Origin of the sequence: Sphingomonas pseudosanguinis, assembly GCF_014196255.1 — a bacterium.
In the GTDB taxonomy this organism is placed as follows: domain Bacteria; phylum Pseudomonadota; class Alphaproteobacteria; order Sphingomonadales; family Sphingomonadaceae; genus Sphingomonas; species Sphingomonas pseudosanguinis.
This window is the reverse complement of sequence record NZ_JACIDH010000002.1, coordinates 118465-135362: the sequence shown is the minus strand read 5'-3', so window position 1 is coordinate 135362 and position 16898 is coordinate 118465. Positions and strand designations below refer to the sequence as shown.

Here is a 16898-nt window from a genome sequence, read left to right as displayed (position 1 = left end):
TGAACGGGGGGCGGGATACGATTTCCCTTCCCCGACGCCGTTCAGCCTGAGCGAAGTCGAAGGCCACGGGAATCCCCCGCCCCACGCCTTGACAATACCCACTGCGAACTGTTGGTAACGATACCCGGACAAAAGACGCAGACCGACGCCCCCCAAAGTCGGCGCGAACCCAGGACAGAGGATGACACGCATGGCCCTACGCCCTTCCCGCGCCCGGTGGATGCTGGCCGCCGCACTGACCCTGATGCCGCTCGCCGCCGCGCCCGCGCAGATGGCGACCCAGGCACCCGCCACGGTGCCTGGTGCCAAGCCGGTGACGATAGAGCGGATCAAGGTCCATTCGGCCGCCATCGAAGGCAATCTGGAGGGGAACAGCGCCGACCGCGACGTCATCGTCGTTCTGCCGCCGGGCTATGCCGCCGACAAGGCGCGCCGCTATCCGGTCGTCTATGCGCTGCACGGCTACTCGATCGGCGCGGAGCAATGGACTAGCGAAATCCATGTCCCCGCCTCGATCGAGGGCGCCTTCGCGCGCGGCGTCGCGCCGATGATCCTCGTCTTTCCCGACAGCAAGACGATGCATAACGGATCGATGTATTCCTCGTCGCAGACGGTCGGCGACTTCGAGCGGTTCATCAGCCACGACCTGATCACCGCGATCGATGCCCGCTATCGCACCATTGCCCGGCGCGAGGCGCGCGGGCTGATCGGCCATTCCATGGGTGGCTATGGCACCGCGCGGATCGGGATGAAGCATGCCGACATGTACGGTGCCATCTATATGATGAGCCCCTGCTGCCTGTCGCCCCGCGCCATGGCGCAGCCCGATGCCAGGAACGAGGCCGCGCTGACCAGCCTGACCTCGCCCAAGGATTCGGCCAAGCTGAACTGGGGCAAGCGCGCCATGCTGGCGGCGTCGGCCGCCTGGTCGCCCAATCCGAAGAACCCGCCGCTCTATCTCGACCTGCCGATCAAGGACGGCAAGCTGCGCGACGACATCATGGCCAAGTGGCTGGCGAACACGCCGCTTGCCTTTGTTGATCAATATATCGCCCCCTTGCGCAGCTTTCGCGCGATCGGACTGGATGTCGGGTCGCAGGACGGGTTGAAGCCCGATGCCGAGGCGCTGCACGCCGCGCTCGACCGTTATGGCATCGCTCATCAGTTTGAGGTGTATGAGGGCGATCACGTTAACCGGATCGGCATGCGCTTTCAGGACAAGGTTCTGCCCTTCTTCGGCAGGATATTGCTCGGTCAGCCGGCGGGTCGACGCTGATGCGCGCGTCGCGGCGCGGCGTGCTCCAGGGGCTGGCGGCGGGCGCGATCAGTGGCGGGCTGACCAAACCCGCCGGCGCTGCCACCCAGGCCGCGCCCGATCCGACGCATCGCCTCTGGTATCGCGCCCCCGCCAAGGCCTGGACCGAGGCATTGCCGGTGGGCAATGGCCGGCTGGGGGCGATGGTCTTTGGCGGCATCGCGCGCGAACGGCTGCAACTCAACGAGGACAGCCTGTGGGCGAGCGGGCCCTATGATCCGATCAATCCCGCCGCGCGCCAGGCCTTGCCCGAGGTGCGACGACTGATCGCGGTAGGGCGGCTGAAGGAGGCGCAGGCACTGGCCGATCGCACATTGATCGGCACGCCGCGCACGCAAATGCCCTATCAGCCGCTCGGCGATCTGATCCTGCGCTGGCCGGGGCTGACCGACGATGCGGCCAGCGACTATCACCGGCAGCTCGATCTCGACGGCGCCGCCGCGACCACGCGTTTCTCGGCAGGCGGCGTCACCCACCGGCGAACGGTGATCGCCTCGCCGATCGACCAGGTGCTGATGATGACGATCGAGGCCGACCGGCCGTTCGATCTCGACATCGCCCTGACCTCCCCGCAACAGGATATTCGGGTCGAGACTACCCGTGATCGGCTGACCCTCACCGGGCGCAATGCGGATCATGCCGGCGTGAAGGCGGCACTGCGCTTCGCCGCACAGCTGGGTGTCGTGGCGCACGGCGGCACGGTGACGGCCGCCGAGGGACTGGCGGTGCGCGGCGCGCGATCGGTGACGCTGTTCCTCGCCATGGCGACCAGCCGTCGCGGCTCGGACGATCTGTCCGGCGATCCGCTGGCGGACGTTTCGCGGACGATCGACCGGGCGCTGGCGCGCGGAGCGGTGAAAGTCGCGGCCGATGCGCTGGCCGAACATCGTCGGCTCTACCGCCGCACCGCGCTCGATCTCGGCACCAGCCCCCAGGGCTTGCGCCCCACCGACGAGCGGGTGCGCGCCGATCGCGCCGTGGATGATCCGGCGCTGGCCACGCTCTATTTCAACTATGGCCGCTATCTACTGATCGCGTCGTCGCGCGCGGGCGGGCAGCCGGCGAACCTCCAGGGGCTGTGGAACGAGAGCACTAACCCGCCCTGGGGGTCCAAATACACCGTCAACATCAATACCGAGATGAACTACTGGCCCGCCGAGCCGACCGGGCTGGGCGAATGTGTCGCGCCGCTGGTGCAGATGGTGCGCGAACTGGCGATCAGCGGCGAACGGACGGCGCGGGAGATGTATGGCGCGCGCGGCTGGGTCTGCCACCACAATACCGATCTATGGCGCGCGACCGCGCCGATCGATGGCGCACCCTGGGGCATGTGGCCGACCGGCGGCGCATGGCTGTGCACCCATTTGTGGGAGCATTACGACTATCACCGCGATCCGGCCTTCCTGGCCTCGGTCTATCCGCTGATGCGCGGGGCGGCGCTGTTCTTCCTCGACACGCTGCAGACCGATCCGGCAACGGGTCACTTGGTCACCAGCCCGTCGCTGTCGCCCGAGAACGAGCATTCGCCCGGTGTCTCGATCTGCGCGGGGCCGGCGATGGACCAGCAGATCCTGCGCGACCTGTTTGATCAGGTGGCGCGTGCCGCCGCGATCCTGAACATCGATGCCGAGTTCGCCGCGCAGGTGAAGGCGGCCCGCGCCCGCCTCGCCCCCGACCGGATTGGCCGAGAGGGACAGTTGCAGGAATGGCAGGAGGATTGGGACGCCCGCGCGCCCGATCCGCATCACCGCCATGTCTCACACCTCTATGCCCTGTTCCCCAGCGACCAGATCACCCCCGACCGGACACCGGAACTGGCAAGAGCGGCGCACAAGTCGCTGGAAATACGCGGAGACCAGTCGACCGGCTGGGCCACCGCGTGGCGCGCCAATTTGTGGGCGCGGCTGCATGACGGCGAGCATGCGCACAGGATCATCGCCTATCTGCTGGGGCCGCAGCGCACCTATCCCAATCTGTTCGACTCGCATCCGCCGTTCCAGATCGACGGTAATTTCGGCGGCACGCGCGCGATCGTCGAGATGCTGATGCAGAGCCGTGACGACGAACTGCTGCTGCTCCCCGCGCTCCCCCGCGCCTGGCCGACGGGATCGGTCAGCGGCCTGCGCGCACGCGGGCGGTGCCGGGTCGACCTGCGCTGGCGCGAGGGGCGGCTCGTGTCGGCGATGCTAGTCGGCGATCTGGCGGGCGAACGCATCGTCCGGCTGGGTGATCGCCAGACGCGGGTCACGCTGACACCCGGCAAACCCATCCGGTTGCGCGAAGCCGACTTTGTCTAACGCGTTGAGAGACTTCGGACGCGAAACACCGTAATCGAAACAGCTTGACTGGACAGCCCCACTTTAGTCCGACAAGATGGCGGCAACGATAACGAAGCGGGTGAGGCAATGCGACGGATCAAACAGGCCTGTCTGGCGGGCGCGGCGGTGGTCGCGTGTCTGTCATCCACCGGCATCGCGCAGACGGCCCCGGCGAAGACCGATCCGCTGGCGCCCACCGGCCGCTGGACCGCCAATCAGGATGGTCAGGCCGCATTGCCGCCGATGGGCTGGAACAGCTGGAACGCGTTCAACAGCGATGTCGACGAGGAAAAGGTCATGGCCTCGGCGCAGCTGATCGTCGACAAGGGGCTGGCCGCCGCCGGTTATCGGTACATCAACATCGATGACGGCTGGTGGTTGCGGCGGCGTCAGCCCGATGGCCGGCTGGTGATCCGCGCCGACAAATTCCCCTCCGCCAAGGCCGGCGCCAACCAGCAGACCAGCTTTCGCCCGCTGACCGACCGGCTGCATGCCATGGGGTTCAAGGCGGGCATTTATTCCGACATCGGCCGCAACAGCTGCGGCCAGGTCTACACCCCCAATTTCGCCAACCAGCCCGAGGGCACCGTCGCCGAGCGCGAGGTGGGGCTGTACGGCCATATCGACCAGGACATCGCGCTGTATTTCCGCGAATGGGGGTTCGATTACATCAAGGTCGATGGTTGCGGCATTCGCGGGCTGGGCAAGGACAGCGACCATGTCCGCAAGGGCGATTATCGCGAACTGGCGCCGCTGATCGACATGAACTCGCTGGCGCGGACCGACATTCCGGCGGTGCGCGCGCTCTATGATCATGTCGCGACCGCGTTGAAGCGCGAGAACCCGGATGGCGACTATCTGTTCTCGCTGTGCCTCTGGGGCTCGTCCAATGTGCGCAACTGGGGCAAGCAGATCGGCAATGTCTCGCGCACCAGCGACGACATCACGCCGCACTGGTCGCGGATGCTGACAAACTTCGACACCAGCGCGACCCGTGCGCTCTATGCCCATGCGCATACATGGAACGACCCCGACATGCTGTTCGTCGGGTCGGGCGAGTTCGACGCCGATCACATGACCGAGGCCCGCTCGCACTTCGCGTTATGGGCGATGATGAACGCGCCGATGCTGATCGGCTTCGACCTGCGCAAGGCCAATACCGAGCAGTTGGCGCTGCTGGGCAACCGGGCGATCATCGCGCTGAACCAGGATGCCGCCGGACATCAGGCGGTGCCGGCCTATCTGTCGGACGATGTCCAGATCTTCGTGAAGACGCTGGCCAATGGCGACAAGGCGGTGGCGATCCTCAACCGCACCGCCGCGCCGGTCCAGCCGACGCTGACCGCCGATCATCTGAAACTGCGCGGCGACCGGCCGGTGGCGATGACCGACCTGTGGAGCGGTCAGAAGGCCAGCTTCACGGGCAATACCCGGCTGACCGTCGCGCCGCACCAGACGCTGATCTATCGCGTCACCGGCCAGCGCAGGTTGACGGGCGGCCATTATCTGTCGGAGACGCCCGGCGACGTGAACCCGGCCGAGGACGGCGTCGTCACGCCTGAGGGCGATCCGACCATCCATCACGAACTCAGCCCCTGGGGCGGCAGCAACGGGCCGGGCGACTTCCCGCAATATGGCGGCTGGGGCGGCGCGCAGGCCGATCGCACGCCCTTCGGCCGGCCGCTGCGCATGGCGGGCAAGGTGTATGACACGGGCCTTGGCGTCCTCGCCAATTCGCGGCTGGAGGTGCGCAATCCGGGCCAGTCGCGGTTCGCCGCCACCGTCGGGATCGACGATTCCGCCACCGCACGCGGCCGGCGCGTGGTGTTCGAAGTCTATGGCGATGGCAAGCTCCTCGCCCGCTCGCAGCCCGCGACGCTGAACGGAACGCCAGCGACGATCGAGGCCGATGTGCGCGGTCGCAAGCTCATCGAACTGGTCGCCCGCGCCGATAGCGCTCCCGACGCGGCTCTGCCCGTCGCCTGGGGCGAGGCGCGGCTGCTCGATTGACGCGATTGTCCCGCCTGATCAGGGCCTTGCCGTTTGACCATCACCATGCAAATGTCGCCGCAAAGCACAAAGGAGAGGGTGATGGAACCCAAGGGGCAAGGCCCGATGCTGACGCGTCGGCAACAGCTTGTCGGGATGACCGGCGGCCTGATGATGGGAGCGCTCCCGTCGCCACTCATAGCGCAGGTCGATGCGCCGTTACGCGATCTGGCGGCGGCCAAGGGAATCCTGTTCGGCACCGCGATCAACGCCGGGCGCTCCTCGCCGATCAACGATCCGGCGTACGGCGCGATCGTCGCGCGCGAATGCGGGGTCGTCGTTCCCGAAAATGAGATGAAGGTCTATGTGGTCCGCAACGACCCGCAGGCGCTGAACTTCGGCCCGGCCGACGTGATCGCGACCTATGCGCGCGACCATGGCATGAAGCTGCGCGGCCACACCTTGCTGTGGAATTATGGCAAATATATCTCGCCGGCGCTCGCCGAGCGGGTGCGGAGCGTCGGTGCCGAAAAATGGCTGCGCGCCTATATCGCCAGCGTCGCGGGCCATTTCGGCGATCGCATCTATTCCTGGGACGTGGTCAACGAGACGATCGATCCCAAGACCGGCGAAATTCGCGACACCGTCTTCACCCAGGCACTCGGCTTCGACGCGCTGAAGATCGCGTTCGAAGCGGCCAGGGAACATGCTCCCCACGCCCAGCGGGTCTATAACGACTATATGTCCTGGGAGGTCGGCAACGAGAAGCACCGCGCCGGCGTCTTGCGCCTGCTCGAGCGGTTCCGGCGCGAGAAGGTGCCGGTCGACGCGCTCGGCATCCAGAGCCATCTCGGCAATGACGGCAGCCATTCGCGCGCCCAACGCGCCGAGTGGAAGCAGTTCATCGATGCGGTGGTGGCGATGGGCTATCGCCTGCTGATCACCGAGTTCGACATCAACGACCGCGAACTCCCGGCCGATCCCGTCCGCCGCGACGCGCAGGTCGCCGCCGTCGCGCGCGACTATCTCGATCGCATGTTCGCCTATCCGCAGCTCGACCAGTTCCTGTGCTGGGGCCTGTGGGACAAGCCTAGCTGGCTGCAGGGGTTCGCGCCGCGCCCTGACGGCGTCGCCCAGCGCCCCCTTCCCTATGACGACGCGCTGCACCCCAAGCCGCTGCGCGCGGCCATCGCCGATGCCCTGCGCGCCGCGCCCGTTCGAAAGACCATCGCATGATCCGCCGCCTGACGCTCCTCGCCCTGTCGCTGAGCCTGGCCGGGCCCGCCGTCGCGCAGACCGCGCAGTTCGATGACTTCCGCTATCAGGGCCGTTCGCTGGAGCAGGTAAAGCCGGGACCGGGCGAATATCTGAACCCGATCGTCGCAGGCTATTATCCCGATCCCTCGGTCACGCGGGTCGGCAACGACTATTATCTCGTTAATTCGTCCTTCGCCCATTATCCGGGCCTGCCGATCTTCCACTCGACCGATCTCGTGAACTGGACGCAGATCGGCAATGCGATCGATCGGCCGGGGCAGCTCGATTTTTCGGGACGCGCGATTTCGGAGGCGGTGTTCGCGCCCGACATCAGCTATCACGACGGCACCTTCTACATCGTCAACACCTGCGTTCAGTGCCGGGGCAATTTCGTCATCACCGCCAAGAACCCGGCGGGGCCCTGGTCGGACCCGATCTGGCTCCCCTTCGAGGGGATCGACCCGTCCATCTACTGGGAGGGGAACCGCGCCTATATCGTCAACAACCGCGCACCCGACGAGACGCCGCGCTATGATGGCCACCGCGCCATCTGGGTCCAAGAATATGACTGGCGCGCCGGCAAGATGGTGGGGGAGAGCACACAGCTGATCAATGGTGGCGTCGACCTGTCGAAGAAGCCCGTCTGGATCGAAGGACCGCACATCTTCAAGAAGGACGGCTGGTATTATCTGACCGCCGCCGAGGGCGGGACCAGCGTCAACCATTCGCAGGTCGTCTTCCGTTCGAAGGCGTTGCGCGGACCGTTCGTGCCCTTCGCCGGCAATCCGATCCTGACCCAACGCGACCTCGACCCCAACCGCCCGCATCCGATCAGCGCGGCGGGCCATGCCGAGCTGGTCCAGACGCAGAATGGCGACTGGTGGGCGACCTTCCTCGCGACGCGCCCCTATGCCGAGGATTTCTACAATATCGGGCGTGAGACCTTCCTGTTGCCCGTCACTTGGAAAGACGGATGGCCGATGATCCTGGAGCCCGGCAAGCCCGTGCCCTGGACCCATGCCAAGCCCGACCTGCCCGCCAGCCCCGCCCCCAAACTGCCGACCAGCGGCGACTTCGGCTATGTCGACAGCTTCGACGGCGACAGGCTCGCCATGCCGTGGATCGGCATCCGCACACCCAAGACTCCCTTCTACCGCGTCGCCAATGGCCGCCTGTCGATCGACAGCGGCGCGCCGCTGGGCGATCGGAGCGGCGTGCCCGCCTTTGTCGGGCGTCGCCAGCAGCATGTGGTCGCCGATGTCGCGACGACGCTGACCTTCACCCCCACCAGGGACGGCGCACGCGCCGGGCTGGCGGCGATCCAGAACGATTATGCCTATCTGTTCTTCGGCCTGACCCGCATCGACGGGCAGCCGCGCATCGCGCTCTATGTCCGGGAGGGCAAGAACACGCGCGACGAAGCCGCGCCCGAAAGGCTGGTGGCCTCCGCGCCGCTGACCGCAAAGGGACCGGTCACGCTCAGCATCCATGCGAAAGGCGGTATGATGACGTTCGATTATCAGACAGGCGGCAAGCCGATGACGCTGACATCCGATGTCGATGTCCGCTTCCTCAGCACCGCGCGCGCGGGCGGGTTCGTCGGCACGGTCATCGGCCCTTATGCGTATACGCCGCGATGACGGCGCAGCGACCTTTCGCGATCGCGCTGGCGGTATCGCTGGCCGGGCTGTCCGCCATGGCTGGTGCACAAGCCTGGCAGTCGGATCGCGGCGACGGCACCTATGCCAATCCGCCGCTCTATGCCGATTATCCCGATCCCGACATCATCCGGGTGGGCGAGGACTTCTACTTCATCACCACGACCTTCGCCAACGTCCCCGGCCTGACCATCATGACCTCGCGCGATCTGGTGAACTGGCGCTTCGTCGGCCATGTCATCGATCGCCTCGAGGTCTTGCCTGAATATGAGCTGAAGAAGGGCGGCGCCTATCGAAAGGGCATCTTCGCCCCCAGCCTGCGCTACCGCGACGGCGTCTTCTACATCGCGGTGACGCCGGTCGGCGAGAAGACGCGTATCTATCGCTCGAAGGATATTCGCGGCCCCTGGACGATGAACCGGATCAGCGAGGAAGCCTTTGATCCGGGGCTGTTCTTCGACACCGACGGCAGCGCCTATATCATGACCTCGGTCGGGTCGGACGGCACCAATACGCTGCTCAGCCTCGACCGTGACCTGCGCACCGTCACCGACAAGCGTGTCGTCTATTTCAACAAGGGCGCCGAGGGCTCGAAGCTCGTCAAGCGCGGCGACTATTATTACATGTTCAACGCCATTCCCTTCCGGCTGGGCATGACCGTCTCGCGCGCCAAGAGCCTGTTCGGGCCGTGGGAAACGCACGACCAGATCGACGACAAGACCGGCGGGCATCAGGGTGCGATCGTGGATCTGCCCGATGGCACGGATTATGGCTTCGTGATGATCGATGCCGGTGCGGTCGGACGGATGACGAACATCAGCCCCGTCTTTTGGAAGGACGGCTGGCCGGTCTGGGGCACGCCGGACGCGCCTGGCCGCGTGCCCGCCACCGCGACCAAACCGATCCAGGGCCAGCCGGTCAGCCTGCTCCCCGCCTCGGACGATTTCGCGGCGTCCAAGCTGGGCCTGCAATGGCAGTGGAACCACAATCCCGTCGCCAGCGGCTGGTCGCTGACCGAGCGGCCGGGTTGGATGCGACTGCGCGCGGGCCAAGCTCCCGCCCTTTGGAGCGCCCGCAACACCCTGCTGCAAAAGGGACAGGGACCGTTCAGCCGGGGTATGGTGGCGATCGACCCGTCGCATATCGCCGCCGGCGACCAGTGCGGCTTCGGCACCTTCGGCAAATATAACGGCCATATCGCGGTCGGCCGGGGACGCGATGGCCGATTGACGCTCACCATGCGCGTGATCGAGGATCTGGCCGACACCCAGAAGACCGACGTCCGGGTCGATGCCCAGCCGATCGCCGCCAAGCGGCTGTTCCTGCGCACCGACATGGATTTCAAGACCGATCGGGGCAGCGTCGCCTATAGCGTCGACGGGCGCGACTGGCGGACGCTGGGCGGCGATTTCCCTCTCGCCTTCGACTGGCGGACGGGGACGTTCCAGGGACAGCAATATGCGCTGTTCTGCTATAATCCGGGTGCCAAAGGCGGGTGGATGGATGTCGACAGCTTCGCGCTGTCGGGGCGGTAAGCCCGCCGGGCGGAGTGGCTCGCCCTCCCTTGGCCTTCGACTTCGCTCAGGCTGAACGGAGGTTGGAATATATGGCCTTCGATCCTCCGCTCCGTTCAGCCTGAGCTAAGTCGAAGGCCACGCGAAACGCCGACCATCTGGATTGTGATGACATTGCATCCAATCAACGCGAGTCCCTCCCCTGAAGGGGAGGGGTGGGTTCATTTTATGTCATCCTGCTTTAGATCGTCGGCAGCCCCCGCTCGACGATCTTGCGGATCAGGTCACGGTGCTTTGGCAAACCGGCGAGCATCCGCCCGGTCTGCACGTCATTTTTCCGCCGGGCACGCTCGGCGACGATCGTCTCGGCCGCCAGGCTGCCCGGCGCGATCTCGGTGCGCTGGCCCATGCCGTACAGGACATATTGATAGCTGGCCGAGGGGAACACCTCTTCCACCCGGTCGAACTCGTCATGCATCCACGGCGCCTGATAGCGCCACAGCGTCATCAGGTCCTGCAGGCGATCGGGCATCGTCTCGGTCCGGCAATTGTCCCGCCAGAAGTCGCTGTCGGTCCGCTGGGTCAGCGCGTAATGCAGCTTCAGGAAATCGACGATCCGGCCCCAGCGGTACAGGGTCGTGTCGTTGAACCGCCGGGCGACGGTATCCATCACCTCGCGGCACGCCGGCATCTGCTCGGCGATCAGCTTGGCCGACAGTTCGATCAGGACGATAGCCGAGGCCTCAAGCGGTTCCAGGAACCCCGCCGCCAGCCCGACGGCGACGCAGTTCCGTTCCCAGAAGCGCGTCCGATGTCCCGCCCGGATCTTCAACTCGCGCACCGGCAGATCACGCCCCGCGTCACCCAGATAGGCGCGCAGCTCGCGCTCGGCTTCGTCGCGGCCGATATGGCTTTTCGAAAAGACATGCCCCACCCCGCGCCGGGTCGGCAGGCTGATGTCCCAGATCCAGCCCGACGACTGCGCCGTCGAGATGGTGTGCGAGGCGATCGGCGCCTCGGGATCGTCATAGGGCACCTGGATGGCGAGCGCGGTATCGCAGAACAGCACATCGCCCAGCGGTTTGAACGGCACCCCCATCGCCTCGCCGAGCAGGAGCGAGCGGAAACCGGTACAGTCGACGAACAGGTCGCCGGTCACTTCCCCCGCCTGCGCCGTGCGGACCGCGCGGATGTCGCCCTGCTCGGTCAGCAACACCTCTTCGACATCGGCCAGGACATGCCGCACGCCCAACGTCTCGCAGCAATGGCGGCGCAGGAAGTCGGCGAACTTGCCGGCATCGAGATGATAGGCGTAGTTGGCCAGCGCCTCATATTCGGGCGTCGCGATCGTCTTGGGTGCCAGCCCTGCGTCGCAAATCCGCCCCTGCGGCGTCACCGCGTCGCAGAAGCTGGTCTCCTCGCCCGCCGCCAGCCAGTGAGGGGCCAGGTTTACCTGTCCGAAGCTCTGCGGCAGCATCAGCGGGTGGTAATAGCCGTCATCGGCCGCACCCGTCGTCCAGCGGTTGAAGCGCGCGCCCTGTTTGAACGAGGCGTCGCATTCGCGGAAGAACGCGGTCTCCGACACGCCCATCTTGCGCAAGGTCGTGCGCAGCGTCGGCCAAGTCCCCTCACCCACGCCGATGATCGGCACATTGGGCGACTCCACGAGTGTGACGGTAAAGCCATGCGGCCGCCGCCCCTGATGCCGCGCGGCGATGACACCGGCGGTCAACCAGCCGGCGGTGCCGCCGCCGACGATCACGATATTCTGTACGGGCTGAACCATGGTCGAGAAGGTCCAAAAGCGAACGAGGATGTCAAGCCGAAGCCCGACATCCCCGCCCTCGCGCTATCGTCAGAAGCGGTAGCGCGCGCCGAGCGTGAAGCGCCGGCCATAGTCGAACACATCGAGCAGCTGGTTCTTGAACCGGCCATGCGTGCTCTGCTTGTTGTTGTTGAGGTTCAGGATTTCGCCGAAGATCGAGAAGTCCTTGGTGACGTCATAGCTGCTGGTCAGATCGACCTGGAAGCTCTGGTTCACGAAGGTCGGCTCGGCGCCGTACGCCCCGGTATTCTGGTTCTGGCCGAAGCCCGCCAGATACTCGTCACGCCAGTTGAGCGCGGTTCGGATCTGAAAGCCGTTCTTGTCGTAGAAGCCGACGAAGTTGGCCGAATTGGCCAGGCCCGTGACCGCGAAGCCCGTCTGCGAGATGTTGGTCGCGTCATAGGGCTTGTTGGTATCGACCAGCGTCGCATTGGCCTGGAAGCCGAAGCCGCTGTCGCCGAACACCTGCTGCCAGGCGATTTCGACACCGCGCACCGTTGCGTCCGGACCGTTGACCTGCGCCGAAATGGCGAAGCTCGCCGGTTGGCCGGTCGTCGGATCGATCACGCCGTTCACCGTCTGGCGCGTCACGCCGCCGACGATGAAGTTGCTGACGTTCTTCAGGAAGAAGTCGACCGCGAGGTACGAGTTGCGCTGGTAGTACCATTCGGCCGCGACGTCGAAATTGTCGGCCAGATAGGGCTGTAGATTGGGGTTGCCGCCGCTGCCCGACAGCGCACCGACGCGCTGGCCGATACCGACGTTGAGCACCGGGTTCAGCAGGTTGAGGCCCGGACGGGTCAGCGTACGCGACGCGTCGAAGCGCAGCTGCAGATTGTCGGTCACTTCCAGTCGTGCGTCGACCGAGGGCAGCACATAGGTGTAGCTGTTGCGGCGCGCCACGGGCTGCGTGTCGGAGAAGCCGATGGTCAGCAGCGACGGGTCGGTCGTGCTGCGCGTGATCGACGTCGGCTGGCGTCCCTGCCCGATCGAGCGCAGACGGGTATTCTCGGTGCGCACGCCGAACGCGACATGCAGGGGCATGTTGCCGATCCGGCCTTCCATCGCCGAGCTGAGGAAGAAGGACAGCGTCTTTTCGTTGACCGTCAGGATGCTCGCCGGGTCGACCGCCTCGGTGAACTGGCCGCGGAACCCGCGCAGCCCGTTCGCCGTGTCGGTGGCGCCCGGATAATTGAACCCCGGAATATTCTGGGCATAGGGATTGCCCAGCCCCGACAGATAGGCCTGATAGGCCTGCGGGCTGTAGATCAGGACGGACGGCGGCAGGCCGCCCGCGAAGCCGGGGATGAATTTGTCGAGGCTGATCGTACCCTGATAGAGGCTGGACGGCAGCGGCGACACGCCACCGCCCTGACCCGACGGCGCGCCATAGCCCGAATAGGCCTGCCAGAAATTATTGGTGAAGGTGCTGCGGTTCAACAGCTGGAAATTGTCCTCGACATACTGGCCGCCGAGCTTCAGCGTGATATTCTCTTCCTTCCACGTCGCGACGCCGCGGAATTGCTTGAGCTCGTCGGTATTCTGCTGGGTCTGGTTGACCGTGACGTGCGAGCCGATCAGCGCGGGATCGGCCCAGGCCGCCGCGTTTCCGGCCGGGCCGAAATTGCTGATCGTCGGGAACGCCTTGTTGCTGTCGCCCGTGATGTTGAAGCCCAGATTGGTGCCCAGGCGACCGCCATAGCCGATGTCGCCATTCTGGCTGCCGATGACATTGCCGGGGTTCAGCCAGCTCTTGGCATAGGCGCCGTCGGCTTCGACCGTCAGCTTTTCGGTGACGTCCCACTTGACGTTCAGGCCGGTCTGGTTGGTCTGAAGGATCTGGCGGTTATGCGCGCTGGTGAAGTCAGTCGGCGACCCCGCCTGGGTGAAGCTGACCGCCGTGCCATTGGCGTCCTGCTTGACGTTGCGCAGCGACTCCTGGCTGAACCACACGCCAAAGCCGTACACGTCGGTGTTGAGCGTCTGGCGCGAGAAGTTGTTGTCCAGCGTGACCATCACCCCTTCGGAAGGGTGCCATTGCAGCGCGATGCGGCCATCGACACGCTCGTCCTGCACGCGCTGCTGTTCCGCGCCATATTGCTGCGGGAACCAGCCGGTGAGCGTCCGCCGGTTCGAGGGTGCGGCATTGACGTCGTTCGTCGGCGCGCAGGTGGCGGCGGTGCTGCCCTGCAACTGGCAGGGAGCGAAGCCGTTGCCCGGCCAGCCCGATACGAAGACGCGATTGGTATCGGTATCACGGCGGGTGTAGATAAAGCTCGACAGGATACCCAGCGTATCGTCGGCGAAGGTGTCGCTGACCAGCGCGCCGAGCGTCGGCACGACATGGCCCGCACGGTCCTGCAACGAGCCCGAGGCGCTGACCGCGGCACGGAAGCCGGGATGGTCGAACGGCTTGGGGAACTGGATGTCGACGGTCGCGCCGATCGAGCTGGACGCCAGCGACACGTCGGGCGTCTTCAGGACGCTGATGCCGCCGATGAAATCCGAGCCGACGGTGCTGAAGTCGATCTGGCGACCACCGGTCGCGGTCGAGATGCGGCGGCCGTCATAGAGCGTGGTGTTGAAGTCGCCGCCAAAGCCGCGAACGGTGATGCCGGTAGGCTCGCCGCGTGCGCCCGAGCGCTGGATCGATACGCCGGGCAGACGCTGGAGCGAGGCCGCGACGTTCGAGTCGGGAAATTTGCCGATGTCTTCCGCGGAGATAGCATCGACGACGCCGGTCGCGGTACGCTTGATGTCGAGGTTGCGCTGGAGCGAACTGCGCAGGCCGGTGACGATGATGTCGGCCGAACTCGCCTCGCCATCGGGCGACGGGCTGTTATCCTGCGCGGCGGGGTCGGTGGCCTGCCCTTGGGGCGTGCCTGCCTCCTGGGCGGTGGTGGTGTTGGCCTGAACCGCGACGTCCGGGCGGACACCGGCTCCGGTCTGGGCCAAGGCCGCGTCAGGCGACAGCAGCGCCAGGGCCATCAGCGGCGACACGCCGGTCATCAGCCTGCGCCGCGACGTCAGCGTGCTCACGAGAACAGTGCGAACCACCATCTTCCCCTCTCCTTCATGTTTATGTCCATGGGCGGCCGACGTTATGCCGCCGTACCGCCCACATGATGCCAGGATGGTAACGCTATGATAGCGCTATAACAAGCGATTTGTCAGAGTGCGCGAATGCCGGTATCGGCATGGCTTGACGAAGGACGGAGGGACCGGACACAACCCCGCCCCAGACACAATCCCGCCATCGTCGCCCCGGCCGGCATCGCATCCGCCCGGGGTCATGAGAGGGTGCGACGCGAGAGGACCGACGACCATGGCCGATATGGAATTGCTCGACAGCGCGCGGCATGCGGCCCTGCGCGTATCCACCGCACCCGACGCGACGCGCCATTTCGTGCAGCTGGTGGCCGAGGAGTTCATCGCCGCCTCGCTCCACTATCCCATATTGTTCACCCGGCACCCCGAGACGGGTGACCTCTACCCGGGGGCGCTGATGGGCTTGGTGCCGGACGAAAATCTCTGCCTGAACGCCGATCGCACATTGGTGGGATATCGCGCCGCCGATCTGGAGCGGCAGGGTTTCTACGTCTCGGGCGAGAATATCGCGATCGATCCCCATCACGCCGCGCTGCGGCAGCCCGGGGGCGAGCCGGTATTCGATGCGGACGGTGCACCGACCCCGATGTTGCAGCGGGTCCAGGCGGCCTTGCGCCGGTTGCACAAGGGGCTGCCCGAGACCGAACGCTTCGTCACCGCGCTGCTGGCGCACAAGCTGGTCGAGCCGATCGACCTGAGCTTCCGCTTCGACAATGGCGAAAGCCTGCAACTCGACTCGCTCTATACGATCAGCCTCGATGCGCTCCATGCGCTGCCCGACGACGTCGCGCTGTCGCTGTTCCGGTCGGGCGACATGCAGCTGATCTATGCTCAGACCAATTCGGTCCGCCACATCCCCACGCTCGCCCGGCGGCGCAACGACCGGTTGAGCGGACTGGCGGCGTGAGCGGGGCAGCGGTCGAGATCGATCGCGCGGCGCTCACCGATCCGGCGGCCTTCCGCCGGCTGGTCGCCGAACCCTGCCAGCCGGTGGTGATACGTGGCGCGGTCGCCGGATGGCCACTGGCGGAAGCGGTCAAGGACGGTGCGGCGCTACGCGACTATCTGGCGCGCTTCGAAGCGGGCCATCCGGTCGAGGCCTTTGTCGGCGATCCTGCGATCGCCGGCCGCTACCACTACACCGACGATCTGGCGGGGTTCAATTTCCGGCGCGAACGCATGGCGCTGGGCGAGGCGGTCGCGCGCATCACCAAGCCGGGCGAAGCGACCGAAAGCGTCTATGCCGGCTCGCTGCCGACCGAGGTCTTCCTGCCGGGATTGGCGGCCGACAACGCCCTGCCCTTCGCGCCGGCGGGTGTGTCGCCCCGGCTGTGGATCGGTCACGCCTCGACCATCGCCTGCCATTACGACATGCTGGACAATATCGCCTGCGTGGTCGCGGGGGAGCGGCGCTTCACGCTTTATCCGCCGGATGCGATCGGCGACCTCTATGTCGGCCCGATCGACCACACCATGGCGGGCCAGCCGGTCGCGCTGGCAGCAGAGGCCACGCCGGGTGACCCGCGCTATCCGCGTTTCGAACACGCGGCGGCGCGTGCGATCACAGTCGATCTGGGGCCGGGCGATGCGCTCTACATGCCCAAGCTCTGGTGGCACCGGGTGGAGGCGCGCGGCGCGCTCAACCTGCTGGTCAATTACTGGTGGGATGCGTTTCCGGTCGGGCCCGATCAGCCCTTCGTCACACTATTGCTGGCGATGAGTGCGATCGCCGCGCGCCCCGCGCCCGAGCGGGCGGCCTGGGCCGCATGGTTCGACCATTATGCCTTTCGCCCCGATGGCCATCCGCTGGCGCATCTGCCAGAGGAGCGACACGGCGTGCTCGGCGACAACCCGGAGAATATGAAAATGCTCCGGGCGCAGGCGATGCGGATGCTACGCGGCGGCTGAGCCGGC

The 16898-nt window shown here is 66.0% G+C and carries 10 protein-coding genes; 8 read left to right on the top strand and 2 right to left on the bottom strand.

Going from position 1 to position 16898, the window contains the following annotated elements:
• Positions 1-190: 190 nt before the first annotated feature.
• From GGR48_RS04715 to GGR48_RS04690, 6 genes are all read left to right on the top strand, one after another.
• Positions 191-1276 (top strand): alpha/beta hydrolase, encoded by a 1086-nt coding sequence (locus GGR48_RS04715; RefSeq protein ID WP_240455985.1) that lies wholly within the window; start codon positions 191-193, stop codon positions 1274-1276.
• A complete protein-coding gene (locus tag GGR48_RS04710) occupies positions 1276-3612 on the top strand; it encodes a glycoside hydrolase family 95 protein (RefSeq protein ID WP_183950739.1) in 2337 nt (778 codons plus the stop codon). Before GGR48_RS04715 ends, GGR48_RS04710 begins: the two co-directional genes overlap by 1 nt.
• A 108-nt stretch (positions 3613-3720) precedes the next feature.
• The gene (locus tag GGR48_RS04705; protein WP_183950738.1) at positions 3721-5643 is read left to right on the top strand and encodes an NPCBM/NEW2 domain-containing protein; all 1923 of its coding nucleotides are present in this window, start codon (positions 3721-3723) and stop codon (positions 5641-5643) included.
• Between the two features lie 105 nt (positions 5644-5748).
• Positions 5749-6858, top strand: coding sequence for an endo-1,4-beta-xylanase (locus tag GGR48_RS04700; RefSeq protein ID WP_240455986.1), 1110 nt, complete (start codon positions 5749-5751; stop codon positions 6856-6858).
• Positions 6855-8519 carry a glycoside hydrolase family 43 protein gene (locus tag GGR48_RS04695; protein WP_183950736.1) on the top strand — a complete coding sequence of 555 codons (1665 nt, stop codon included), beginning with the start codon at positions 6855-6857 and terminating at the stop codon, positions 8517-8519. Before GGR48_RS04700 ends, GGR48_RS04695 begins: the two co-directional genes overlap by 4 nt.
• The gene (locus GGR48_RS04690) at positions 8516-10072 is read left to right on the top strand and encodes a glycoside hydrolase family 43 protein (RefSeq protein ID WP_183950735.1); all 1557 of its coding nucleotides are present in this window, start codon (positions 8516-8518) and stop codon (positions 10070-10072) included. The genes GGR48_RS04695 and GGR48_RS04690 overlap by 4 nt, the downstream gene beginning before the upstream one ends.
• Before the next feature lie 220 nt (positions 10073-10292).
• Here the strand turns inward: GGR48_RS04690 and GGR48_RS04685 are convergent, their stop codons facing one another.
• Positions 10293-11837, bottom strand: a complete 1545-nt coding sequence (locus tag GGR48_RS04685; RefSeq protein WP_183950734.1) for a tryptophan halogenase family protein — start codon at positions 11835-11837, stop codon at positions 10293-10295.
• Positions 11838-11906: 69 nt separating this feature from the next.
• Positions 11907-14936: a TonB-dependent receptor gene (locus GGR48_RS04680; RefSeq protein ID WP_183950733.1), complete on the bottom strand. Its 3030-nt coding sequence runs from the start codon at positions 14934-14936 to the stop codon at positions 11907-11909.
• Between the two features lie 265 nt (positions 14937-15201).
• Here GGR48_RS04680 and GGR48_RS04675 point away from each other — a divergent pair, with 265 nt between their 5' ends.
• Both GGR48_RS04675 and GGR48_RS04670 read left to right on the top strand, forming a co-directional pair.
• Positions 15202-15891 (top strand): SapC family protein, encoded by a 690-nt coding sequence (locus tag GGR48_RS04675; RefSeq protein WP_338110493.1) that lies wholly within the window; start codon positions 15202-15204, stop codon positions 15889-15891.
• On the top strand, positions 15888-16892 hold the full coding sequence (locus GGR48_RS04670) for a cupin-like domain-containing protein (protein ID WP_183950732.1): 1005 nt from the start codon (positions 15888-15890) through the stop codon (positions 16890-16892). The genes GGR48_RS04675 and GGR48_RS04670 overlap by 4 nt, the downstream gene beginning before the upstream one ends.
• Positions 16893-16898: the final 6 nt, after the last annotated feature.

Coding starts and splice junctions, on each gene's coding strand:
- GGR48_RS04715 (WP_240455985.1), top strand. CDS start 191: ATGGCCCTACGCCCTTCCCGCGCCCGGTGGATGCTGGCCGCCGCACTG.
- GGR48_RS04710 (WP_183950739.1), top strand. CDS start 1,276: ATGCGCGCGTCGCGGCGCGGCGTGCTCCAGGGGCTGGCGGCGGGCGCG.
- GGR48_RS04705 (WP_183950738.1), top strand. CDS start 3,721: ATGCGACGGATCAAACAGGCCTGTCTGGCGGGCGCGGCGGTGGTCGCG.
- GGR48_RS04700 (WP_240455986.1), top strand. CDS start 5,749: ATGCTGACGCGTCGGCAACAGCTTGTCGGGATGACCGGCGGCCTGATG.
- GGR48_RS04695 (WP_183950736.1), top strand. CDS start 6,855: ATGATCCGCCGCCTGACGCTCCTCGCCCTGTCGCTGAGCCTGGCCGGG.
- GGR48_RS04690 (WP_183950735.1), top strand. CDS start 8,516: ATGACGGCGCAGCGACCTTTCGCGATCGCGCTGGCGGTATCGCTGGCC.
- GGR48_RS04685 (WP_183950734.1), bottom strand. CDS start 11,837: ATGGTTCAGCCCGTACAGAATATCGTGATCGTCGGCGGCGGCACCGCC.
- GGR48_RS04680 (WP_183950733.1), bottom strand. CDS start 14,936: ATGGTGGTTCGCACTGTTCTCGTGAGCACGCTGACGTCGCGGCGCAGG.
- GGR48_RS04675 (WP_338110493.1), top strand. CDS start 15,202: ATGGCCGATATGGAATTGCTCGACAGCGCGCGGCATGCGGCCCTGCGC.